The 20,353-nt window shown below is 71.1% G+C and carries 20 protein-coding genes and 1 pseudogene; 17 read left to right on the top strand and 4 right to left on the bottom strand.

What is annotated here, in order from left to right:
• From HMPREF3086_RS08870 to HMPREF3086_RS08830, 9 genes and pseudogenes are all read left to right on the top strand, one after another.
• A pseudogene (locus HMPREF3086_RS08870) lies at positions 1 to 196 on the top strand (endo-1,5-alpha-L-arabinanase); the annotation flags it as partial.
• A 132-nt stretch (positions 197 to 328) separates the two neighbouring features.
• A complete protein-coding gene (locus HMPREF3086_RS08865) occupies positions 329 to 1,936 on the top strand; it encodes an SLC13 family permease (protein ID WP_061229027.1) in 1,608 nt (535 codons plus the stop codon).
• A gap of 250 nt (positions 1,937 to 2,186) precedes the next feature.
• Complete coding sequence (locus tag HMPREF3086_RS08860) at positions 2,187 to 3,362, top strand: aminotransferase class I/II-fold pyridoxal phosphate-dependent enzyme (RefSeq protein WP_061229013.1); 1,176 nt, start codon at positions 2,187 to 2,189, stop codon at positions 3,360 to 3,362.
• Positions 3,363 to 3,438: 76 nt separating this feature from the next.
• Positions 3,439 to 3,582, top strand: a complete 144-nt coding sequence (locus HMPREF3086_RS18945) for a hypothetical protein (RefSeq protein WP_156482571.1) — start codon at positions 3,439 to 3,441, stop codon at positions 3,580 to 3,582.
• A 21-nt stretch (positions 3,583 to 3,603) separates the two neighbouring features.
• On the top strand, positions 3,604 to 5,061 hold the full coding sequence (gene purB / locus HMPREF3086_RS08850) for an adenylosuccinate lyase (protein ID WP_070721407.1): 1,458 nt from the start codon (positions 3,604 to 3,606) through the stop codon (positions 5,059 to 5,061).
• A 160-nt stretch (positions 5,062 to 5,221) separates the two neighbouring features.
• Complete coding sequence (locus HMPREF3086_RS08845; protein ID WP_141764037.1) at positions 5,222 to 5,419, top strand: hypothetical protein; 198 nt, start codon at positions 5,222 to 5,224, stop codon at positions 5,417 to 5,419.
• Positions 5,420 to 5,474: 55 nt separating this feature from the next.
• Positions 5,475 to 6,338 (top strand): alpha/beta hydrolase, encoded by an 864-nt coding sequence (locus tag HMPREF3086_RS08840; protein ID WP_070721405.1) that lies wholly within the window; start codon positions 5,475 to 5,477, stop codon positions 6,336 to 6,338.
• Positions 6,339 to 6,409: 71 nt separating this feature from the next.
• Positions 6,410 to 7,303: a phosphoribosylaminoimidazolesuccinocarboxamide synthase gene (locus HMPREF3086_RS08835; RefSeq protein WP_070721403.1), complete on the top strand. Its 894-nt coding sequence runs from the start codon at positions 6,410 to 6,412 to the stop codon at positions 7,301 to 7,303.
• A complete protein-coding gene (locus HMPREF3086_RS08830) occupies positions 7,300 to 9,549 on the top strand; it encodes a S9 family peptidase (protein WP_181365942.1) in 2,250 nt (749 codons plus the stop codon). Before HMPREF3086_RS08835 ends, HMPREF3086_RS08830 begins: the two co-directional genes overlap by 4 nt.
• A 158-nt stretch (positions 9,550 to 9,707) precedes the next feature.
• Here HMPREF3086_RS08830 and HMPREF3086_RS19595 read toward each other — a convergent pair whose 3' ends face one another.
• Both HMPREF3086_RS19595 and HMPREF3086_RS08825 read right to left on the bottom strand, forming a co-directional pair.
• A complete protein-coding gene (locus tag HMPREF3086_RS19595) occupies positions 9,708 to 9,872 on the bottom strand; it encodes a hypothetical protein (RefSeq protein WP_239550190.1) in 165 nt (54 codons plus the stop codon).
• A gap of 390 nt (positions 9,873 to 10,262) precedes the next feature.
• Complete coding sequence (locus HMPREF3086_RS08825; RefSeq protein WP_070721402.1) at positions 10,263 to 10,538, bottom strand: helix-turn-helix transcriptional regulator; 276 nt, start codon at positions 10,536 to 10,538, stop codon at positions 10,263 to 10,265.
• A 63-nt stretch (positions 10,539 to 10,601) separates the two neighbouring features.
• Here HMPREF3086_RS08825 and HMPREF3086_RS08820 point away from each other — a divergent pair, with 63 nt between their 5' ends.
• From HMPREF3086_RS08820 to purQ, 4 genes are all read left to right on the top strand, one after another.
• The gene (locus tag HMPREF3086_RS08820; protein WP_070721401.1) at positions 10,602 to 11,099 is read left to right on the top strand and encodes a glutathione peroxidase; all 498 of its coding nucleotides are present in this window, start codon (positions 10,602 to 10,604) and stop codon (positions 11,097 to 11,099) included.
• 87 nt (positions 11,100 to 11,186) lie between these two features.
• Positions 11,187 to 11,888 (top strand): DUF2334 domain-containing protein, encoded by a 702-nt coding sequence (locus HMPREF3086_RS08815; RefSeq protein WP_070721399.1) that lies wholly within the window; start codon positions 11,187 to 11,189, stop codon positions 11,886 to 11,888.
• Between the two features lie 97 nt (positions 11,889 to 11,985).
• Positions 11,986 to 12,240 (top strand): phosphoribosylformylglycinamidine synthase subunit PurS, encoded by a 255-nt coding sequence (gene purS, locus HMPREF3086_RS08810; RefSeq protein ID WP_007631242.1) that lies wholly within the window; start codon positions 11,986 to 11,988, stop codon positions 12,238 to 12,240.
• Positions 12,237 to 12,914: a phosphoribosylformylglycinamidine synthase subunit PurQ gene (purQ, locus tag HMPREF3086_RS08805; RefSeq protein ID WP_061916064.1), complete on the top strand. Its 678-nt coding sequence runs from the start codon at positions 12,237 to 12,239 to the stop codon at positions 12,912 to 12,914. Before purS ends, purQ begins: the two co-directional genes overlap by 4 nt.
• 121 nt (positions 12,915 to 13,035) lie before the next feature.
• On the opposite strand, the gene HMPREF3086_RS08800 is transcribed toward purQ, so the two are convergent.
• Entirely contained in the window at positions 13,036 to 13,269 is a 234-nt protein-coding gene (locus tag HMPREF3086_RS08800) for a hypothetical protein (protein WP_061916067.1), read from the bottom strand.
• A gap of 536 nt (positions 13,270 to 13,805) precedes the next feature.
• Here HMPREF3086_RS08800 and HMPREF3086_RS08795 point away from each other — a divergent pair.
• The 3 genes from HMPREF3086_RS08795 (at position 13,806) to HMPREF3086_RS08785 (ending at position 18,098) form a co-directional block, all read left to right on the top strand.
• Positions 13,806 to 15,017: a saccharopine dehydrogenase family protein gene (locus HMPREF3086_RS08795; protein WP_070721397.1), complete on the top strand. Its 1,212-nt coding sequence runs from the start codon at positions 13,806 to 13,808 to the stop codon at positions 15,015 to 15,017.
• Positions 15,018 to 15,089: 72 nt separating this feature from the next.
• A complete protein-coding gene (gene purL / locus HMPREF3086_RS08790) occupies positions 15,090 to 17,390 on the top strand; it encodes a phosphoribosylformylglycinamidine synthase subunit PurL (protein WP_061916072.1) in 2,301 nt (766 codons plus the stop codon).
• A 39-nt stretch (positions 17,391 to 17,429) separates the two neighbouring features.
• On the top strand, positions 17,430 to 18,098 hold the full coding sequence (locus HMPREF3086_RS08785) for a YoaK family protein (RefSeq protein WP_061229000.1): 669 nt from the start codon (positions 17,430 to 17,432) through the stop codon (positions 18,096 to 18,098).
• Between the two features lie 22 nt (positions 18,099 to 18,120).
• Here the strand turns inward: HMPREF3086_RS08785 and HMPREF3086_RS08780 are convergent, their stop codons facing one another.
• Positions 18,121 to 19,257, bottom strand: a complete 1,137-nt coding sequence (locus HMPREF3086_RS08780; RefSeq protein WP_061229024.1) for a hypothetical protein — start codon at positions 19,255 to 19,257, stop codon at positions 18,121 to 18,123.
• Positions 19,258 to 19,317: 60 nt separating this feature from the next.
• Between HMPREF3086_RS08780 and HMPREF3086_RS08775 the strand changes: the two genes are divergently transcribed.
• On the top strand, positions 19,318 to 20,353 hold a 1,036-nt coding region (locus tag HMPREF3086_RS08775; protein ID WP_246830943.1), incomplete at its 3' end, for an LssY C-terminal domain-containing protein.

The raw sequence follows: 20,353 nt of genomic DNA, 5'->3' as shown, positions 1-20,353 counted from the left end.
CGGGGGAGCGCTCGACCGCACCCTGACCCTGCGCCCGCCCCGCCCGCTGGCCGCCGGCCGCCACGAGCTGGTGGTCTCGATCGGACCCGCCGGCGGTGTGGCGCAGGAGCTCGCGGTGTTCGGGCTCGAGGTGGCCCCGGACGGCTCGCTGTCGCTCGGGTCCGGCGCGCTCGGATCGGTACCGCTCGGATCGTGAGTGCCGGAAACTGAACCGACGACGGTCGGTAACGGAAGAGAGGGAGGCGACATGGTCACCGGGGACGACGATCGGAGGGGCGACGACACGGTCCGCCCGACGGAGGACGGTGCCGAGGATCGCCGACTCCTCATGGCGCCGCACCTGCGTGGGCTGGAGCCGGACCCCCATCGCGGGGTCGAGGTCGATCAGAAGTCACCTGGCGAGCTCGACGAGGCCGTGCCGCGCGCGGAGTTCATCCGGAGCGTCGTGGGCACGATCGCGGGGCTGGCGGTCGCCGCGCTCGTCTACCTGGTCATGCCGGGGGATCTCGAGCACAACGCGCGCCTCACCGCGGCGGTGGCCGTGCTGCTGGGCATCTGGTGGATGACCGAGTGCATCCCCATCCCCGCCACCGCGCTGGTGCCGCTCATCGCGTTCCCGGTGCTCGGGGAGGACATCTCGGTCGACGACGTCGGCGCCCAGTACGGCAATAACATCATCTTCCTGTTCATGGGCGGGTTCCTCATCGCGATCGCCATGCAGCGGTGGAACCTGCACCGGCGGATCGCCCTGCTCACCGTGCGCGCGATGGGCACCCGGTCCACGAGCGTGATCGCCGGGTTCATGATCGCGACCGGGTTCCTGAGCATGTGGGTGTCGAACACCGCGACGGCCGTGATGATGCTGCCGATCGGTGTGTCCGTGCTGATGCTGGCCTCCGAACTCAGCGGCGGCGACGGCGACGGGAAGACCGCGATGCCCGAGATGGACCCGCAGGCGGATCCGACCTCCGATGCGGTGAAGGAGGCGGTGATCAAGTCGAACTTCGGCACGGCCCTCATGCTCGGCATCGCCTACGCGGCGTCCGTCGGCTCACTGGCGACGATCATCGGGACCCCGCCGAACACCCTGCTCGCCGGATATCTCAGCGCCGAGCACGACATCCAGCTGGGCTTCGGCCAGTGGATGCTGGTCGGGCTGCCGCTCGCGGTGGTCATGCTGGTGATCACCTGGCTGCTGCTCACCAAGGTCCTGTTCAGGCCGGAGATAGAGCGGATCCCCGGTGGGCGCAAGCTGTTCGACGACGAGCTGCGCAGACTCGGCCCGACGTCGTCCGGCGAGAAGCGCGTCTTGGTCGTGTTCGCGGCGGCCGCGGTGGCGTGGGTGGCGGTCCCGCTGGTGTTCGAGGAGCCGCCGATCTCGGACGCGGGCATCGCGCTCGCGGCCGGCCTGCTGCTGTTCCTGCTGCCCGCCGGGTCTCAGCGCGGCGTGCGACTGCTCACCTGGGACGCCGCGCTGGCACTGCCCTGGGGCGTGCTCCTGCTGTTCGGCGGCGGACTGGCGCTGTCCTCGCAGTTCTCCGGCTCGGGTCTCACCGACTGGATCGGCGAGCAGGCCGGTGCGCTGGGCGCCCTGCCGGTCATCCTGCTGGTGGTGGTGGCCACCACGGGGATCATCTTCCTCACCGAGCTGACCAGCAACACCGCCACCGCCGCGACGTTCCTGCCGGTCGCCGGCGGCGTCGCCCTGGGCCTCGGGCTCGACCCGATGCTGCTCGCGGTGCCGGTGGCGCTGGCCGCGACGTGCGCGTTCATGCTCCCCGTGGCGACGCCGCCCAACGCGATCGCCTACGGCTCCGGCTACGTGACGATCGGTCAGATGATCCGGGGCGGTCTGTGGCTCAACCTCATCGGGATCCTGCTCATCACGCTGGTCACCATGACGTTGTTGGTATGGGTGTTCGGGTTGACCGTCTGACGGACGGGGCGCGGGAGACCGCGAGCGCGGTCTCCCCCGAGTTCGCGCCTCATCACGATCCGGGGGAAGCCCGCCGTCACCGACGACGTGCCCGCGACCTTGACGGATCCCGCGGCCTCGAACAGTGCGCGGAACCCGGGTCGGACCCGTCGACCTGCGACGGGTCCGCCGCTGGTCCGCCGGCGCGCCCCCGGCATCCCACCGACCGGCCCGTGGTGGACACCGCCGATCGGGGCGCTAGCGTCGGGGCATGTCCGTCCCACGCGAACCCTCCCGCCGCTCGGCTGTCGAGCCGTTCCACGTGATGACCGTCCTCGCGGCCGCGGCCAGGCGCCAGGAGACCCACGGGGACGTGATCTCCCTATGCGCCGGGCAGCCCTCGACCCCGGCCCCGGCGCCGGTACTGGCCGCGGCCCACCGGGCCCTGGACACCGAGATCCTCGGTTATACCGAGGCCGTGGGCATCCGGCCCCTCCGCGAGGCGATCGCCGCGTATCACCGGCGACGGGACGGGCTCGACGTGCGCGCCGACGACGTCGTCGTCACCACCGGTTCCTCCGGCGGCTTCACCGCCCTCTTCCTCGCCGCTTTCGACCCCGGCGACATCGTGGTCATGGCGCGCCCCGGCTACCCCGCCTACCGCAACACCCTCCAGGCGCTGGGGTGCCACGTCCACGAGATCGCGTGCGGGGCGGACACGCGGTATCAGCCCACCGTCGCGCAACTCGAGGCGGCCACGGCGGAGCTCGGGCGCGCCCCCGCCGGGCTCACCGTCGCCAGCCCCGCCAACCCCACCGGCACGATCATCGACGCGGACGAGCTCGCCGCGCTTGCCCGGTGGTGCGAGTCGAACGGCACGCTACTCATCAGCGACGAGATCTACCACGGCGTCACCTACGGCCGGGAGTGCGCGAGCGCCTGGCGGGCCAGCCGCGAGGCGGTGGTCATGGGCTCGGTGTCCAAGTACTTCTCCATGACCGGCTGGCGGATCGGGTGGATGCTGCTGCCGGAGTACCTGCGGGACCCCGTCGACCGGCTCGTGGGCAACCTGACGATCTGCCCACCCGCCGACGCGCAGTTCGCGGCCGTCGCCGCCTTCACCGACGACTCGACCGCCGAGCTCGACCTCCACGTCGAGCGCTACGCCCGCAACCGGGACCTCGTGCTGCGTCGGCTCGTCGATCTGGGGGTGAAGGAGGTCGCCCCACCCGACGGCGCGTTCTATGCCTACTTCGACGTCTCCCGCTGGACCGACGACTCGGTGGCGTGGTGCGCGCGGATCCTCGACCGCACCGGGGTCGCGCTCACGCCGGGCGTCGACTTCGACACCGTCGACGGCCGGCACACGGTGCGGTTGAGCTTCGCGGGGGCGACCGACGAGATCGCCGAGGCCATGGACCGGCTCGAGGCGGAACTGGCCCCGTAGGCGCCCGTCCGTGTGCGCCGTGGGCCCCGTGGACGCGGCGTCCCCGCCGGTGACGCCGGGCGGCTACCGTCGGCGCATGGGCTCAGCCGAGATCATCACCGTCAGCGTCTTCATCACCCGGCCGTGGCTGCTGCTGCAGGCGCCGCTGACGGTCGAGCAGGTCTACCTCAATGCCCGCGAGATCCTCGCCGGGTCCACCGGCGGCTCGGTCATCTCCTGAACGGGCTGCGATACTGGGGGCGTGACCGCCCAGAACGCCTCGCCCGCCCGGGCCGCAAAGCCCCGGATCTCCAATGTCCTCGCCTCGCGCTACGCGAGCGTTGACCTGGCCACGCTGTGGTCCGCCGAGCACAAGATCGTGCTCGAGCGCCAGCTGTGGATCGCGGTACTCCGCGCGCAGCGGGACCTGGGGATCGACGTCCCCGACGGCGTGATCGAGGCCTACGAGGCGGTGGTCGACCGCGTCGATCTCGCGTCGATCGCCGAGCGCGAGCGGGTCACCCGGCACGACGTCAAAGCACGCATCGAGGAGTTCAACGACCTCGCCGGGCACGAGCACATCCACAAGGGCATGACGAGCCGTGACCTCACCGAGAACGTCGAGCAGTTGCAGGTGGTGCGCTCGCTCGAGCTGGTGCGCGACCGGGGCGTCGCCGCGGCCCGTCGCCTGGCCGAGCACGCCGTGGCCCACCGCGACACGGTCATGGCGGGACGCAGCCACAACGTCGCCGCGCAGGCGACCACCCTCGGTAAGCGCTTCGCCTCCGCCGCCGACGAGCTGCTGGTCGCCCTCGAGCGGGTCGAGTCGCTCCTCGAGCGGTATCCGCTGCGCGGCATCAAGGGCCCCATGGGCACCGCCCAGGACATGCTCGACCTCCTCGGCGGTGACGCCGCCAAGATGGCCGAGCTCGAGGGGCGGATCGCCGAGCACCTGGGCTTCGCCCGCACCTTCGACTCGGTCGGGCAGGTCTACCCGCGGTCGCTGGACCACGAGGTCGTCTCCGCGCTCGTCCAGCTCGGGGCGGGCCCGTCCTCGCTCGCGCAGACCATCCGACTCATGGCCGGTCACGAGCTCGTCACCGAGGGGTTCCAGCCCGGGCAGGTCGGCTCCTCGGCGATGCCGCACAAGATGAACACCCGCTCGTGTGAACGGGTCAACGGCCTCCAGGTCGTCCTGCGCGGTTACGGGTCCATGGCCGCCGAGCTCGCGGGCGCGCAGTGGAACGAGGGGGACGTGTTCTGCTCGGTCGTCCGACGCGTCGCACTGCCCGACGCGTTCTTCGCGCTGGACGGGATGTTCGAGACCTTCCTGACTGTGCTCGACGAGTTCGGCGCCTACCCCGCCGTGATCGACAAGGAGCTGCAGCGCTACCTGCCGTTCCTCGCCACCACCAAGGTGCTCATGGCCGCGGTGCGCGCGGGCGTCGGTCGCGAGCTCGCCCATGAGGCGATCAAGGAGAACGCCGTCGCCGTGGCCCTGGCCATGCGGGAGAAGGGTCGCGAGCCCGACCTCATCGAGCGGCTCGCCGCGGACGAGCGGCTGCCTTTGGGCCGTCCGGCGCTGGAGGAGGCGCTGGCGGACCGCGCGGCGTTCATCGGTGCGGCCGGCGACCAGGTCGATGCCGTGGTCGCCCGCGTCGAGGCGCTCGTCGCCCGTCACCCAGAGGCCGCCGGCTACGCGCCGGGCTCGATTCTGTAGAACCCGAGCGGGTCGCGTCCGCCTCGCGGTTAGGGGCTGACGCGCCGCCCCGGGGACCGCGCAGCCGCTCCCGGGGATGGCGCCTCGCCTGCCCCGGCGCGGGGGCCAGACGCCATCGTCGGGGGCGGGAGTGTTGGCCTCCGGGCAGCCGCTCCTGGAGATGGCGCCTCGACCCCGCCCTTGCTCGCCTCCCTGGAACACCCGGTCCTCCGGTGCGATCCAGTCAGGACTCGCCACCGCGAGTTCGGCGGTCGGGATCGACCCGGCGGCGTTCATGGAGCAGTTCCAGGTACCTATCGCCTTCTCGCTGATGTCACTGGGCGTGGACAGCCTCATCCTGCGTCAGCTCGGCATCTGAGGACCGCCCGGCGATCGGCCCCTGGTCGGCGCGGGCGGGCACTAGTCTCATCACCATGTACGAGACCGTGATCCCCGTCCCCGGCACCTCTGGACTACAGGCGAAGCTGCACCACGCCGACGAGCCGAGGGCTCTGATGGTGCTGGTCCACGGCTTCGGCGAACACTCCGGTCGCTACGCGCGAACCATCCGGTTCCTCACCGATCGCGGGATCACGGTCGCGACCTACGACCTGCGTGGTCACGGCAGCGCCCCGGGGCCGCGATTCAAAGTCGCGATGGAAACCCACATCGAGGACAACCTGGCGGTGCGTGACGCGGTGGCTGAGTGGTCCCGGTCGGAGGAGGGGGCCGGAGCCGACGCCCTCCCGAGACTGCTCATGGGGCATTCCATGGGCGGGCAGGTGGCCGGTGAATCCGCGCTCAGGAGACCCTGGGACCTCAAAGGGCTCATCCTGTCCTCGCCGGCGCTCGCCGTGGGTGAGGGCACGCCAGCGGCGCTCAAGGCGGTCGCTCCCGTGGTCGCGCGCCTGCTGCCGTTCCTTCCGGTCGAGAAACTGGATGCGAACGACATCTCGCGGGTGCCCGAGTACGTGGAGGACTACTGCTCGGACCCGCTGGTGCACCAATCCGGGGTGCCGGCGCTGACCGCGGGGACGATGTTGGCTGGCGGCGCCAGGCTGATCGAGCGTTCCCGGTCCCTGCGGTTGCCCACGCTCATCCTCCACGGTTCCGCCGACACCATCACCTCCCCGACGGGGTCCCGCCGGTTCGCGCAGGTTGCAGGCACGGATCACGATCCGCGCCCGGAGATCACCTACCGGGAGATCGAGGGCGGGCTGCACGAACTGTTCAACGACCTCTGCGCGGACGAGGCGTACGCGGCTCTGGGGGAGTGGCTCGACGCCCGGCTGGGCTGAGTCTCCGCGCGGGGCCGGCCGGCTCGACGCACCGCCTCGTCGGTGATCGTCGTCCGGCTACGCTGGCCGTCATGCGACCCGATCTGTCCTCCTACCGCCACCTCGTCTCCGGGAAGGTCCGCGAGATGTACGAGATCGACGACGAGACGCTGCTCATGGTGGCCACCGACAGGATCTCGGCGTACGACCACGTGCTCGGGACTCCCATCCCCGACAAGGGCCGGGTGCTCACCGCGATGAGCGCGTTCTTCTTCGACGCGCTCGACGTGCCCAACCACCTGGCGGGACCACTCGACGACGAGCGCATCCCGGCCGAGGTGCTGGGGCGCGCGATGGTGGTGCGTCGGCTCGATATGGTCCAGGCGGAGTGTGTCGCCCGCGGTTACCTGACCGGGTCGGGCATCACCGAGTACCGCGAATCGGGCACGGTGTGCGGCATCGAGCTGCCCGACGGCTTGGTGGAGGCCAGCAAGCTGCCGGAACCGATCTTCACCCCGGCCACCAAGGCGGCGGTGGGGGACCACGACGAAAACATCTCGTTCGACCAGCTCACCCGCATCGTCGGCGACGAGCTCGCCGAGCGGCTGCGGTCGGAGACCCTCGACATCTACTCGCGGGCCGCGGAGATCGCAGCCGACCGTGGCGTGCTGCTGGCGGACACGAAGTTCGAGTTCGGGCTGGCCGACGGGGAGCTGATCCTCGCCGACGAGGTGCTCACGCCGGACTCGTCCCGGTACTGGCCGGCCGACGATTACTCGCCGGGCCGCGTGCAGCCGAGCTTCGACAAGCAGTTCGTGCGCAACTGGCTGACCGGGCCGGAGGCGGGCTGGAACAAGGATGCCGACACCCCTCCGCCGGTGCTCCCCGACGCGGTGGTGGCCGCCACGCGCGAGCGGTACATCGAGGCGTATGAGCGGATCTCCGGTCTGTCGTTCGCGGACTGGATCGGCGGTGACGACGCGTGAGCGCCTTCGACGCCACCTCGCGGAGTTCCGCGACCGAGTCGACCTCGCCCGCGACTCCGACGACCCCGCCCGCGCCGCCCGTGGCCGAGCGTCGCCCGCACCGGCGCGAGCACCACGGTCGCGTCTTCGTCGACGACTACGAGTGGCTGCGCGACAAGGATGCCCCGGCGACGCGCGAGTACCTGGAGGCGGAGAACGCCTACACCGACGCCATGACCGCCGACTTCAAGCCGCTGGAGGACGAGGTCTATGAGGAGATCCGCTCGCGCGTGAAGGAAACCGACATGTCGGTCCCCGTGCGCTCCGGCGGCTGGTGGTACTTCTCGCGCACGGAGGAGGGCCGCTCGTACGCGAAGCACTGTCGCGTGCCGGTTCCGCAGCAGTACGTCGACGACCCCGCGGACCCGGCCGGGTGGGCGCCGCCGGAGGTCTCCCCGGACGAGGAACTGCCCGGCGAGCAACTGCTCATGGACGGAAACGCCGAGGCCGAGGGGCACGAGTACTTCGCGCTCGGCGCCTTCTCGGTCAGTCACGACGGGACGATGCTGGCGTGGGCCACCGATACCGAGGGCGACGAGCGCTACACGCTGCGCTTCCGCTCGCTGGACGCCGAGGTCACCGCGCCGGACGAGGAGATCTCCGGCATCGCGGCGGGCGTGACCTGGTCTCGCGACGGCCGGTACGTGTTCTACGTGACCGTCGACGACGCGTGGCGACCGGACACCGTCTGGCGTCACCGCCTCGGGACGACGAGGGACGACGACGACGAGGTGTTCCACGAGCCCGACGAGTCCTACTGGATCGGGGTGGGCGAGACCCGCAGCGAGAAGTACCTGCAGATAGCGGCGGGTTCCAAGATCACCACCGAGGTGTGGTGTCTGGACTCGAGCGATCCCGCGGGTGAGTTCTGGTGCGTCCGGCCGCGCGAGGAGGGCGTGGAGTACGACGTCGAGCACGCGGTGATCGGCGGGGAGGACCGGTTCCTCGTCACGCATAACGACGGCGCGCCGAACTACGTGGTGGCCGAGGCGCCCGCGGGCCCGATCGAGGGCTCGCTGCGGGACCTGCGCACGCTCGTCGAGCACCGCGACGACGTCCGCGTCGAGGGCGTGGACGCCTTCGCCCGGGTGCTGGTGCTGGGCTACCGCGAGGGGGCGCTGCCGCGCTTCGCGCTCATGCCGATCGACCCGGATTCCACGGCGGGGACCGGTGGGTACTCGCGCTTCGAGCCCGTCGAGTTCGACGAGGAGCTGTTCACCTCCGGTCCCGGATCGAACCCGGAGTGGAACTCGCCGGTCCTGCGGTTCGGTTACGGCTCGTTCGTCACACCGGGGCGGGTCTACTCGCTCGACCTGACGACCGGCGAACGCACGCTGCTGCGTGAGCAGGAGGTGCTCGGCGGCTACGACCCGAGCGGTTACGTGCAGCGTCGGGAATGGGCGACCGCCGGGGACGGCACGCGCGTGCCGATCTCACTCGTGATGTCGACCGACACCGCCGCCCGCGTCGACGCCGACGAGCAGGTACCGACCCTGCTGTACGGCTATGGTTCGTATGAGTCGAGCATCGATCCCGCGTTCTCGGTGGCCAGGCTGTCGCTGCTCGACCGGGGGATGGCCTATGCCGTGGCGCACGTGCGCGGTGGCGGCGAGATGGGCCGGCTCTGGTACGAGAACGGCAAGAAGCTGGCCAAGCGCAACACCTTCACCGACTTCGTCGACTGCGCGCGGCACCTCGTCGACTCGGGACTCACCGCGCCGGACCGGCTGGTCGCCGAGGGCGGCAGCGCGGGCGGCCTGCTCATGGGGGCGGTCGCCAACCTCGCCCCCGACCTGTTCGCGGGGATCCAGGCCGTGGTGCCGTTCGTCGACCCGCTCACCTCGATCCTCATGCCGGAGTTGCCGCTGACGGTGATCGAGTGGGACGAGTGGGGCGACCCGCTGCACTCGGAGGAGGTCTACGACTACATGGCCTCCTACGCCCCGTACGAGAACATCGCGGCCGAGGAGTACCCGGCCATCCTCGCGGTGACCTCGCTCAACGACACCCGCGTGCTGTACGTGGAGCCGGCCAAGTGGGTGGCCAAGCTGCGGGCCGTGGCGCCGTCGGCCAACTCCGCCGACCGGCCGGTGCTGCTGCGCTGCGAGATGAGCGCCGGGCACGGCGGCGTGTCGGGTCGCTACGAGCGGTGGCGCCAGACGGCGTTCGAGTACGCGTGGACGATCCGCACCGCCGGCGCCGGATAGGACCACCCGCCACCAGGATCCGCTACTCCCGCTTCGGATCCGCTACTCCCACACGGGTAGCGGATTCCGAGCGGGAGTAGCGGATTCCGGGGTTGTGGGGCGCTCCACGGCGGGGTTGTGGGGCGCTCGCCCGCGGGGTGGTGTGGGCGCGCCCGGGCTCATGCCGGGTCGTCGGCGGGCTCCATGGTGTTGGCCATCGCGGCGGCGGGGATGACCGCACCGGCGAGGAACAGGATGATGCCGAGCCCGCCCATCATGTAGGCCAGACGGTGGCCCTCCCCGAGCTGCAGGCTCGAGCCGAAGATCAGGACGAGCGAGATCACGAACAGTTCCGCTCGTCACCAGGTTGAGCGCCCGGGACCGGGCCTGGAGCAGGGTGGCGGTCTCGAACTCGTCGAGGTAGCGGGCGGGTGCGGTGTCCTTGGAGTCGATCGTCACCCGGAGCATGGTCCAGACGGTGCAGATCACCACGGTCATGGGTAGCCAGGCCAGGATGATCGGGAACCAGAAGTAGCCGGCCACCGCGATCGCGGCCATGATGCTCAGGCTCGCCCAGTTGAGACGGACGAGGAGACGGCGACGAGCTGCCGTCCGCCAGGTCGGCAGGCTCATCTCGGTGCGCTCCAGGTTCTTCTCGTACCGCCGCTCCGCGGTGGTACGAGTGTCGGAGGTCGGGCTGTCGGGGGTCGGGTTGTCGTGAGTGCGCGTGGTCATCACGAGTCCTCTCGGTCGCGGCGGTAGATCTCTGCGGACATCGGGCGGAACTCCTCGCGGGAGAACACGGCCTCGACCGGGAGGTCGAACACCGCGCAGATCCGGAAGGCCAGATCCAGGCTGGGGTAGTGGTCGCCGCGTTCGAGCGCCCCCACCGTCTGGGGGTTGACCTCGATCCGCTCCGCCAACGCCGCCCTGCTCAGGCGGTGCTCGGCGCGCAGGACGGCGATCCGGTTGAAGATCGGGAGCTTTTCTCCCCGACGCACTGGACTCATGTACCTGAGTGTTGGGAAAACCCAACGAATTGTCAATAGCGGTATCCGAGTAGGCTGGGTCACATGAGCAACGGCAGCGTCCACGACATCTCGTTCACCACCATCGACGGAGAGCAGGCCAGTATGGCCGACTACGCGGGCCACGCGGTCCTGGTGGTCAACGTCGCAAGCGAGTGCGGCCTCACCCCGCAGTACGAGGGGCTGCAGGAGTTGGCCGACGACTACCGCGATCGCGGATTGTTCGTCATCGGGTTCCCGTGCGATCAGTTCATGAACCAGGAGCCGGGAGACGAGGCCGCCATCAAGGAGTTCACCGCACGCAAGTACGGCATCACCTTCCCGCTCGCCGCCAAGATCGACGTCAACGGCCCGGACCGGCACCCGCTGTACGCCGAACTGACCAAGGTCGCCGACGCGGACGGCGAGGCAGGCGACGTGCAGTGGAACTTCGAGAAGTTCCTGATCTCTCCCGAGGGTGAAGTCGTCGGCCGGTTCCGGCCCAAGGTCGAGCCCGGGGCCCCCGAACTGGTGGAGGCGCTCGAGGAGGCACTCCCGATCTGACGGCCTGAGCAGGCCCGTCGGGGCCCGGCCATGAGACGTACACCTCGTCGTCGTCGTCATGTCACCCCGGTCTGCCAGCATGCGGCCATGACCCCGCGCCTCATCGTCTCCCTCTCGGGTCTGCGCGACACCAGCCTCGACCACGCCGTCGACCTCGTCGGTGAGCTCGAGCGCAGGTCCGTTCCCGTCTCCCTCCTCGTCGCCCCGCGACGGGGTCGCGAGTACGAGCTCGCCGCCGACCACGGCACCCAGGAATGGCTGCGGCACCGCCGCAGGCAGGGTGACGCGATCGTGCTGGGCGGCTACGACGACGCGGCGACCAAGCCCCGACGACCGGAATTCGCGTCCATCGGCCCCGCCGAGGCGACCGTGCGTCTCACCGCCGCCGACCGGCTGATGGCCGATATGGGGTTGCGGACCCGGGTCTTCGCGCCGCCGCGGTGGAACGCCTCTCCGGGCTGCCTCAGGGCCCTGCCCGACGTCGGGCTCCGGATGTGTGCCGCCCTCACCGGGATCCACGACGTCGTCCGCGGCACCACCGAGCGCGGCCGCGCCCTGTCGATCGGGGAGGGGTTCGTCGCCGACGCCTGGTGGTGCCGGGCGCTCGTCGCCGCCGCCGGCCGCACCGCCGCCGACGGGCTCGTCAGGCTCAACGTCTCCGCCAAGCAGCTCTCCCGCACAGCACCGCGGGCCGCGCTGCTCGACGCCGTGGACCTCGTCACGGGCGAGTACGGAGCGCGGGTCGCGCGCTACGAGTGGTCACCCGCCGCGCTGGTGGGCGCCGCCTGAGCTTCGGCCGCGGCGACGGCTGCGGGTAGGATCGACAGGTGAGTCCCGGCAGGTCCGGGCCCGCCCCGCGAAACCGCCCCGAACGAGGAGTTCCCACGTGGCCCGAGTCGTCGTCGAAGTCATGCCCAAGGCCGAGATCCTCGATCCGCAGGGTCAGGCCATCCACCGCGCCCTCGGCCGTCTCGGCCACGACGGCGTCACCGACGTCCGGCAGGGCAAGCGGTTCGAGCTCGAGGTCTCCGACTCCGTCACCGACGCCGAGCTCGAGGAGATCGCCTCGTCACTGCTGGCCAACACGGTGATCGAGGACTGGAAGGTCGTCCGCGTCGACACCGCGGGGGTCGCCTCGTGAGCGCGCGGATCGGCGTCATCACCTTCCCCGGCACACTCGACGACATCGACGCGTCCCGCGCCGTCACCCGCGCCGGCGGCGAGGCCGTCTCGCTGTGGCACGACGACGCCGACCTCAAGGGCGTCGACGCGGTGATCGTGCCCGGCGGCTTCTCCTACGGCGACTACCTGCGCTGCGGAGCCATCGCCTCCATGGCCCCCGTCATGGGTGAGGTCATCACCGCGGCCCGCGGTGGGATGCCCGTGCTGGGCATCTGCAACGGCTTCCAGATCCTCTGCGAGGCCGGCCTCCTGCCCGGCGCCATGGGCCGCAACCGCGACATGCACTTCATCTGCCGCGACGAGTGGCTGCGCGTCGAGAACACCGACACCGCCTGGACGTCGCGTTTCGAGAAGGGCGCGGAGATCCTCATCCCGCTCAAGTCCGGCGAGGGGCGCTACATGGCGACGGCCGACACGATCGAGGAGCTGGAGGGCGAGGGGCGCGTCGTGTTCCGCTTCGCCAGCGACGCCCCCAACGGCTCCACCAACCACATCGCCGGCATCACGTCGGAGAACGGGCGCGTCGTGGGCCTCATGCCGCACCCCGAGCACGCGATCGACCCGCTCACCGGCCCGTCCGACGACGGCCTCGGTCTGTTCCTGTCCGCGCTGGACGCGGTCGTCAAGGTCTAGGCAGGCGCTGCTGACCGCGGTCGACGCCGCTCCGCAGTCAATGCGAAGGGCCCGCTGGGATCTCTCCCGGCGGGCCCTTCGGTGTTGACGACCATTCGGGCTGGCCGCTGCTGATGCTCGCTCAGGCCGGCAGCATGCCCTTGGCGATCTCGCCGATGACGGTGCCGAGATCGGCGCTACCGGAGCTGCCGATGTCTCCGCCGAGACCGCCGACGAAAAGCGCCACCATGTTCAGGAGCGTGAACGGCGCACCCACGAGGGTGTCGATGAAAGACGAGCCCGTGCCCGTCGACCCGCTCGTGATCTCGGCCGAGAGGGGAAGGGTTTCTCTGAGGATCGAACCGGTGAGGTCCATGGGGACTCCTTGATGTAGGCGCCCCGGGGGAGTGGGGCGGGGTGCCGGCGACCCGGGTGGTCACGCGTGCGTGATGATTGTGCACAGCTGACCGAGGTTGTGCTCAGGATTCGATAAGGCAGTGGTGCACATCACTGTGGTACTAAACGTGCTGGTGAGCGCAGTGTTCGCACTTCGTCCGCCTGGTGTGCGGGCGGTCGGTAGGAAGAACTCTGGGAAAAGTCTTCTCTCCCACGCCGAGTGACGTCGACCCGCGCGCGGGTGCGTTGGCACCGGTGCGGCGGATCCGCGGCGAGCGGGATCTCGATTGTGGTCGTAGCCATCGTGCGAATCCGGGGGTGTCGCCGACATGGTTACGACCATCGCCTGCGTGGTCACGACCATTTGAAGGTGTCGCCGCGAGGGATGACAGCGCGATCTTCGCAGCGAGGGGCCGACTACGTGCGCGGCCGCCGCGCTCGGCGGCGTCCCACGGCAGACACGCGGGCGAGATCGGGGCCCGGTCACGAAGGGCTTGTATGCGGTACAACCGTGGAATGAGCGAATCCAGGAACCAGCCCGCGTCCTCGTCCGACAAGGCCGATCGCCCCTTTGACATCGTGCTCTACGGTGCGACCGGCTTCACCGGGGGCCTGGTGGCCGAGTACCTGATGCGGAACATGCCGGTGGGTGGCTCGTGGGCGGTCGCCGGCCGTAACCGGACGAAGCTCGACGCTGTTGTCGCGCGACTGGCGACCGAGATGCCCGACGTCCCCGCCCCGGGCGTCGTGGTCGCGGACACCGAGGATGCGCGGTCGCTGGTCGAGATGGCGCTGTCGGCCCGCGTCGTCATCACCACCGTCGGCCCCTACCTCGAGCACGGCGAGCCCCTCGTGGCAGCCTGCGCCGAGGTAGGCACCGACTACGTGGACCTGACCGGCGAGCCCGAGTTCGTCGACCGCATGTACCTCGAGCACAACGACGCGGCCGTCGCCTCCGGGGCCCGGATCGTCCACGCCTGCGGCTTCGACTCGGTCCCCCACGACATGGGCGTGTTCTACACCATGAAGCACGTGCCCGAGGGCGTGCCCGCGGTCGTCTACGGGGCGGTCCACGCGGACGCCCGGTTCTCGGGCGGGACGTTCCACTCGGCGATCGGCCAGTTCGCCCGACTGCGAGAGGCGGCGAAGACGGCCGCGCGGCGGCGGCAGAAGGAGGGGCGCGTTGCCGGCCGGCGGATCAAGTCGGTCACGGGTAAGCCGCACCACGACAGCGCGCTGGGCCGTTGGCTCGTGCCGCTGCCGACCATCGACCCGCAGGTCATCCTGCGCTCGGCCGCCGCGCTGGACAGTTACGGCCCCGACTTTACCTACTCGCACTACGCCTCGGTCGGCTCGCCCGTCACCGCCGTCGCCGGGATCGTCGGGGTGGGCGCGCTCGCGGCGGGGTCGCAGGTCGGCCCGATCCGATCGCAGATCCTCAAGAGGATCGACCGCGGCGCCGGACCGAGTGAGTCCCGCCGGGCCCGCTCGTCATTCGACGTCACCTTCGTCGCCCTGTCCGGTGGGCGGCGAGTCGTCACCCGCGTCTCGGGCGGGGACCCGGGTTACACGGAAACGTCCATGATGCTGGCCGAGTCGGCGCTGTGCCTGGCGTTCGACGACCTGCCCACGCTCTCCGGTCAGCTCACCACCGCCCAGGCGATGGGCGACGCGCTCCTCGAGCGGGTGCAGCGCGGCGGCCTGACGTTCGAGGTCCTGTCCACCTAGTCGGATGCCGCGCCGGTCACGGGGCACGGGAGCGGATTCGCCCGCCGGTGGGCTCCGACTAGACTCGGCCCCGTGACCTCTCACGTGGACTCCATCTCGCACGCCTCTTCCACCCCCGAGCTCGCCCAGCCGTGGGCCGAACTCGGACTCAAGGAGGACGAGTACGCCCGCATCCGCGAGATCCTGGGGCGCCGCCCCACGGACGCCGAGTTGGCCATGTACTCGGTCATGTGGTCGGAGCACTGCTCCTACAAGTCCTCCAAGGTGCACCTGAAGTACTTCGGTGAGACCACCACCGACGAGATGAGGTCCACCATGCTCGCCGGCATCGGCGAGAACGCCGGCGTCGTCGACATCGGCGACGGCTGGGCCGTGACCTTCAAGGTGGAGTCGCACAACCACCCCTCGTACATCGAGCCCTACCAGGGCGCCGCGACCGGCGTCGGCGGGATCGTCCGCGACATCATGGCGATGGGCGCGCGGCCGGTGGCCGTGATGGACCAGCTGCGCTTCGGGCCCGCGGACGCCGACGACACGCACCGGGTGCTGCCCGGCGTCGTGGCCGGCGTCGGTGGCTACGGCAACTGCCTGGGCCTGCCCAACATCGGTGGCGAGACGGTGTTCGACGAGTCCTACGCCGGCAACCCGCTCGTCAACGCCCTGTGTGCGGGCGTCATGCGGGTGGAGGACCTGCACCTGGCGTTCGCGTCGGGCACGGGCAACCGCATCATCCTGTTCGGCGCCCGCACGGGTCTAGACGGGATCGGCGGCGTGTCGGTCCTGGCGTCGGAGACCTTCGACGTGGGCGAGGACGGCGCGCCCGTGAAGCCGCGCAAGCTGCCCAGCGTCCAGGTGGGTGACCCGTTCATGGAGAAGGTGCTCATCGAGTGCTGCCTCGAGCTGTACCGCGAGAAGCTCGTCGTGGGCATCCAGGACCTCGGCGGCGCCGGCCTGGCGTGTGCGACCTCTGAGCTGGCCGCGGCCGGTGACGGAGGCATGCACATCGTGCTGGACAACGTCCCGCTGCGCGCCGAGGGCATGAGCGCCGCGGAGATCCTGTCGTCCGAGTCGCAGGAGCGCATGTGCGCCGTGGTGGCCCCGGAGAACGTCGACGCGTTCATGGAGGTGTGCCGCCGCTGGGACGTGCTGGCCGCCGACATCGGCGAGGTCACGGACGGTGACCGCCTCACCATCGAGTTCCGCGGCGAGATCGTCGTGGACGCCCCGCCGGAGTCGCTGGCCGACGAGGGACCGGTCTACGAGCGCCCCGTCGAGCGCCCGGCCGACCAGGACGCCCTGCAGGCCGACACCACCGCCGGCCTCGCCCGCCCGGCCACCGGTGACGAGCTGCGGCAGACCCTGCTGGACATGATCTCCAGCCCCGCCCTGTGTTCGCGCAAGTTCATCACCGAGCAGTACGACCGCTACGTGCGCGGCAACACGATCCTCGCGGAGTACGCCGACGGCGGCGTCCTTCGCATCGACGAGGAGTCCGGCCGCGGCATCGCCCTGTCGACCGACGCCTCGGGCCGCTACACCCGGCTCGACCCGTACACGGGCGCCCGGCTCGCGCTGGCGGAGGCCTACCGCAACGTCGCCGTCACCGGCGCGACCCCGGTCGCGGTGACCAACTGCCTCAACTTCGGCTCGCCCGAGGACCCGGGTGTGATGTGGCAGTTCCGCGAGGCCGTCCACGGGCTCGCCGACGGGTGCGCCGAGCTGGGGATCCCCGTCACCGGCGGCAACGTGTCCTTCTACAACCAGACCGGGACCACGCCGATCCTGCCGACGCCCGTCGTGGGGGTGCTCGGCGTGATCGACGACGTCGCGCGCCGCACGCCCACCGCGTTCGGCGACACCCCCGGCGAGAGCATCTACCTGCTGGGCGTGACCCGCGACGAGTTCGACGGTTCCATCTGGGCCCAGGTCGCCCACGACCACCTCGGCGGGACGCCCCCGACCGTGGACCTGACGTGGGAGTCCACGCTCGCCCGCATCATGGCGACCTGCTCCAAGGACGGGCTGATCACCGGTGCCCACGACCTGTCCGAGGGAGGCCTCGCCCAGGCGCTGGTCGAGTCGGCGCTGGCGGGGGAGTGCGGCATGCGCATCGTGCTGCCGGAGGGCGCGGACCCGTTCGTGTGGCTGTTCTCCGAGTCCTCGGGCCGCGTCATCGTCTCGGTGCCGCGCGGCGAGGAGATCCGCTTCCAGCAGATGCTCACCGCGCAGAACATCCCGCATGCCCGAATCGGCGTGACCGACCCGGACCCGAGCACGTTCGAGGTGCAGGGCCAGTTCACGCTGACGATCGACGAGCTGCGCGAGGCACACGAGGGGACGCTGCCGGCGCTGTTCGGCGTCGACCCCGTCTGACGGTCGCCGTCGACGGCCGGGCCGGGGGTAGGCGGGCGCATGCGTGATCTGCGGAGACGCGAACGGGTGCTCGCCGTGGTGCTCGCCGGCACGGCCGGGTTCGTCGACGCGGTCGGGTTCCTCGTGGTGGGCGGCTACTTCGTGTCGTTCATGAGCGGCAACTCCACGCGCATGGTCGTCTCGCTCGCGGACGGCGACCTCGGCGCCGCCGGCATCGCGGCCGTCGTGCTGGTGTCGTTCTTCACCGGCGCGGTGGCCGGCGCGGTCGTCACGCGCCGCCGCAACCTCGACGACCGGCCGGCCGTCCTCACCCTCGTCGCGGCGCTGCTGGTGGCGGCTCTCGTGGCGCAGCGGCTCACCACCGTCGAGGTCCTCGCGGTGCCGCTGTCGGTGGCGGTCGCGGCCACGGCGATGGGCGCCATGAACTCGGTGTTCCACTCCGGCGGCGAGGTCTCGCTGGGCGTGACCTACATGACGGGTGCGGTGGTCAAGTCCGCCCACCGCCTGGTCGACGCGCTGGCCGGCGGCTCGTGGGCGCCGTACCGCCAGCAGGTGGCGCTGTGGTCGGCGCTCGTGCTGGGCGGCGTGGCGGGGGCCCTGCTGCACGTGGTCATGGGGGCCGACGCGTTGGCCCTGGCCGCGGCGGTCGTGATCGCCGCCGTGATCGTGACGGCCCGGCTGCGGGCCCGGGACCTCCGAACGCCCTGACGGCCCGTCAGGGCGTCCGGGCTCAGCGTCCTCCTCGTCGTCGTGCCCTCAGGTAGGCCTCCCGCGCGGCGAGGCCACGGACCACCTCGTCGAGCATCGGACGCACGAACCGCGCCTTGTGCGCGGCGTCGGAGGCCGCCGCGGCGGCCAGGTTGAGCGCGGAGAACACCGCCAGCATCAGCGACACCCGCACCAGGGTCACACTCACAGGGAGTCCGAACAGCAGGCCGCCCGTGTCGTTCAGGGGGCGCAGCGTCCACCGGGTCTCCGTGATGTCGGGCACCGCGATCCAGCCGAGCGTGAGGAAGAAGAACACGAGCGTGGCGAACAGCGCCGCCTGGATGAGGGTCGCCACGACCGGCACCAACACGAGGTTGATCCGCTCGCCGCGGCGCAGCGGGTGCTCGGGTCCGCGGTCCCGGAGCTCGTGGAGGATGTCGTCGCGCGTCGAGATGCCGACCAGCAGGACGGTGAGGGCCACGACGACGCCCAGCACGGCGACGGTGCGCGGCCAGGACAGTTCCACCATGACCTGCCAGATCTCCACGCTGAAGAACAGGAACAGGACCGCCAGCATGAGGATCGGCAGCACGCGCGCGACCATCGGCCCCGTCGTCGTCAGTTCCCGGCGCACGCGGCGCGCCGACCAGCGCACGAGCGACCCGAGCCCGGTGTAGGTCCCGACGAGCACCGCGGCCGCGGCGAGGAGGGTGGTGCGGTGGGAGGGGCCGTCGTGCGGGTCGAAGGCGACGTGGGGGACGACGACGAGGGCGATCAGCGACACCAGTCCGAGGGCGGAGCCGGTCGCCGGGCCGGCGCGTCGGGCCGTCTTCGACACCAGCCACCCCACGAGCGGGGCGATCGCCACGAGCGCGATCGCGAGCAGGAGCAGCTGGACGATCGGCTCGGGGGCGGCGAGCAGCTCGGGATCCGAGTCCGGGCCGACACGCTCGAGGAGGGCGGTCGTGTAGTCGTTCGACCGGTCGGCGGCCGCGAGGCCGGTTCCGGCGACGGCGAGCGCGGCGCTGACGCCGGCGGACCGGGACAGGACCTCGCGGCGTCGGGTCGAGGGGGCGATCATGAGCGGCAGGCCCAGCGCACGCAGGTGGTCCTCGTGTGCGGGCAGGCTGCTCGCGGGCGTCGGATCGGGCGTGGGCACGGCGATATTCTCGCAGCGATCCGCGGTCCGGCGGGTCGTACCGGACGCTATCGTCGAGCCATGTCCACCAGCGAGCGCACGGCGTCGGCTGCCGGCGGCGACGCCGCCCCCGCCGCCCCGCCCGCGACCCCGACCACCTCCCCGGCCGCGTCCCGGGACGAGCAGGTCCCCGCCGGGCCGCCCGTCTACGTCAGTCCACCGACGAAGGTCCGCGACGACACGGTGCGGCCGCCGCTGCCGGGAACCGTGGTGGACACCGTGTTCTTCGCCCTGGCCACGGTCGCGGCGGCGTGGTTGGGCTGGCGGCTCCTGGACGACGTGTGGCGCCACGCGTGGTGGCACTTGTTTCTGCTCGTCCCGTTCTGGGCGCTGGTCGCCTACCTGGTGTTGCCGCGGCTGCAGACCCTCCTCACGTCGGTGTACGTGCCCGGCTACTTCATCGCGCGCACCCGTACCTCCGACGGCCTGCTGGGGGATCCGGTGAACCTCGCGGTGGACGGCACGGCGCGGCAGATCCACGAGGCGATGACGGCCTGCGGCTGGGTGCTGGCCGACGACGTCACCGTCAGGTCCTCGTGGGGCATCGTCGTCTCGTCGGTGCTGCGGCGGTCGTACCCGTCCGCGCCGGTGAGTCCCCTCACGCTCTTCGGCCGGCGGCATTGCCTGGCCTACCAGCAGGAGGTCGAGGGCAACGCGTCCCGGCGGCACCACGTCCGGTTCTGGCGCTGCCCCGACGGCTGGCTCCTGCCGGGCGGTCACCGGGTGCAGTGGCTGGGCGCCGGCACGTACGACCGCGCGGTGGGCCTGTCGCTGTTCACGCTCCAGGTCACCCACAAGATCGACGCGGACATCGACGTCGAGCGGGATTACATCGTCGACTCGATCCGCTACCACGTGCCCGAGGCGGGGGTGCGGGTGCTGGAGAACTTCTCGGCCGGTTACCACTCCCGCAACGGCGGTGGCGACGCGATCCGCACCGACGGTGACCTGCCGGTCGTGGACCTGCGCGCCGTGCCCGTGCCCGACGTGTCGGCGGCGGAGCTGCCGCCCGGGGTCGTCCGGGCGGCGCGCGGATACGACGACCCCCGGGCCGAGG

The sequence above is a fragment of the Dietzia sp. HMSC21D01 genome (assembly GCF_001815995.1).
GTDB lineage: Bacteria > Actinomycetota > Actinomycetes > Mycobacteriales > Mycobacteriaceae > Dietzia > Dietzia cinnamea.
Note: the sequence above shows the minus strand (reverse complement) of the source record. Positions and strands in the feature narration are given on the sequence as shown.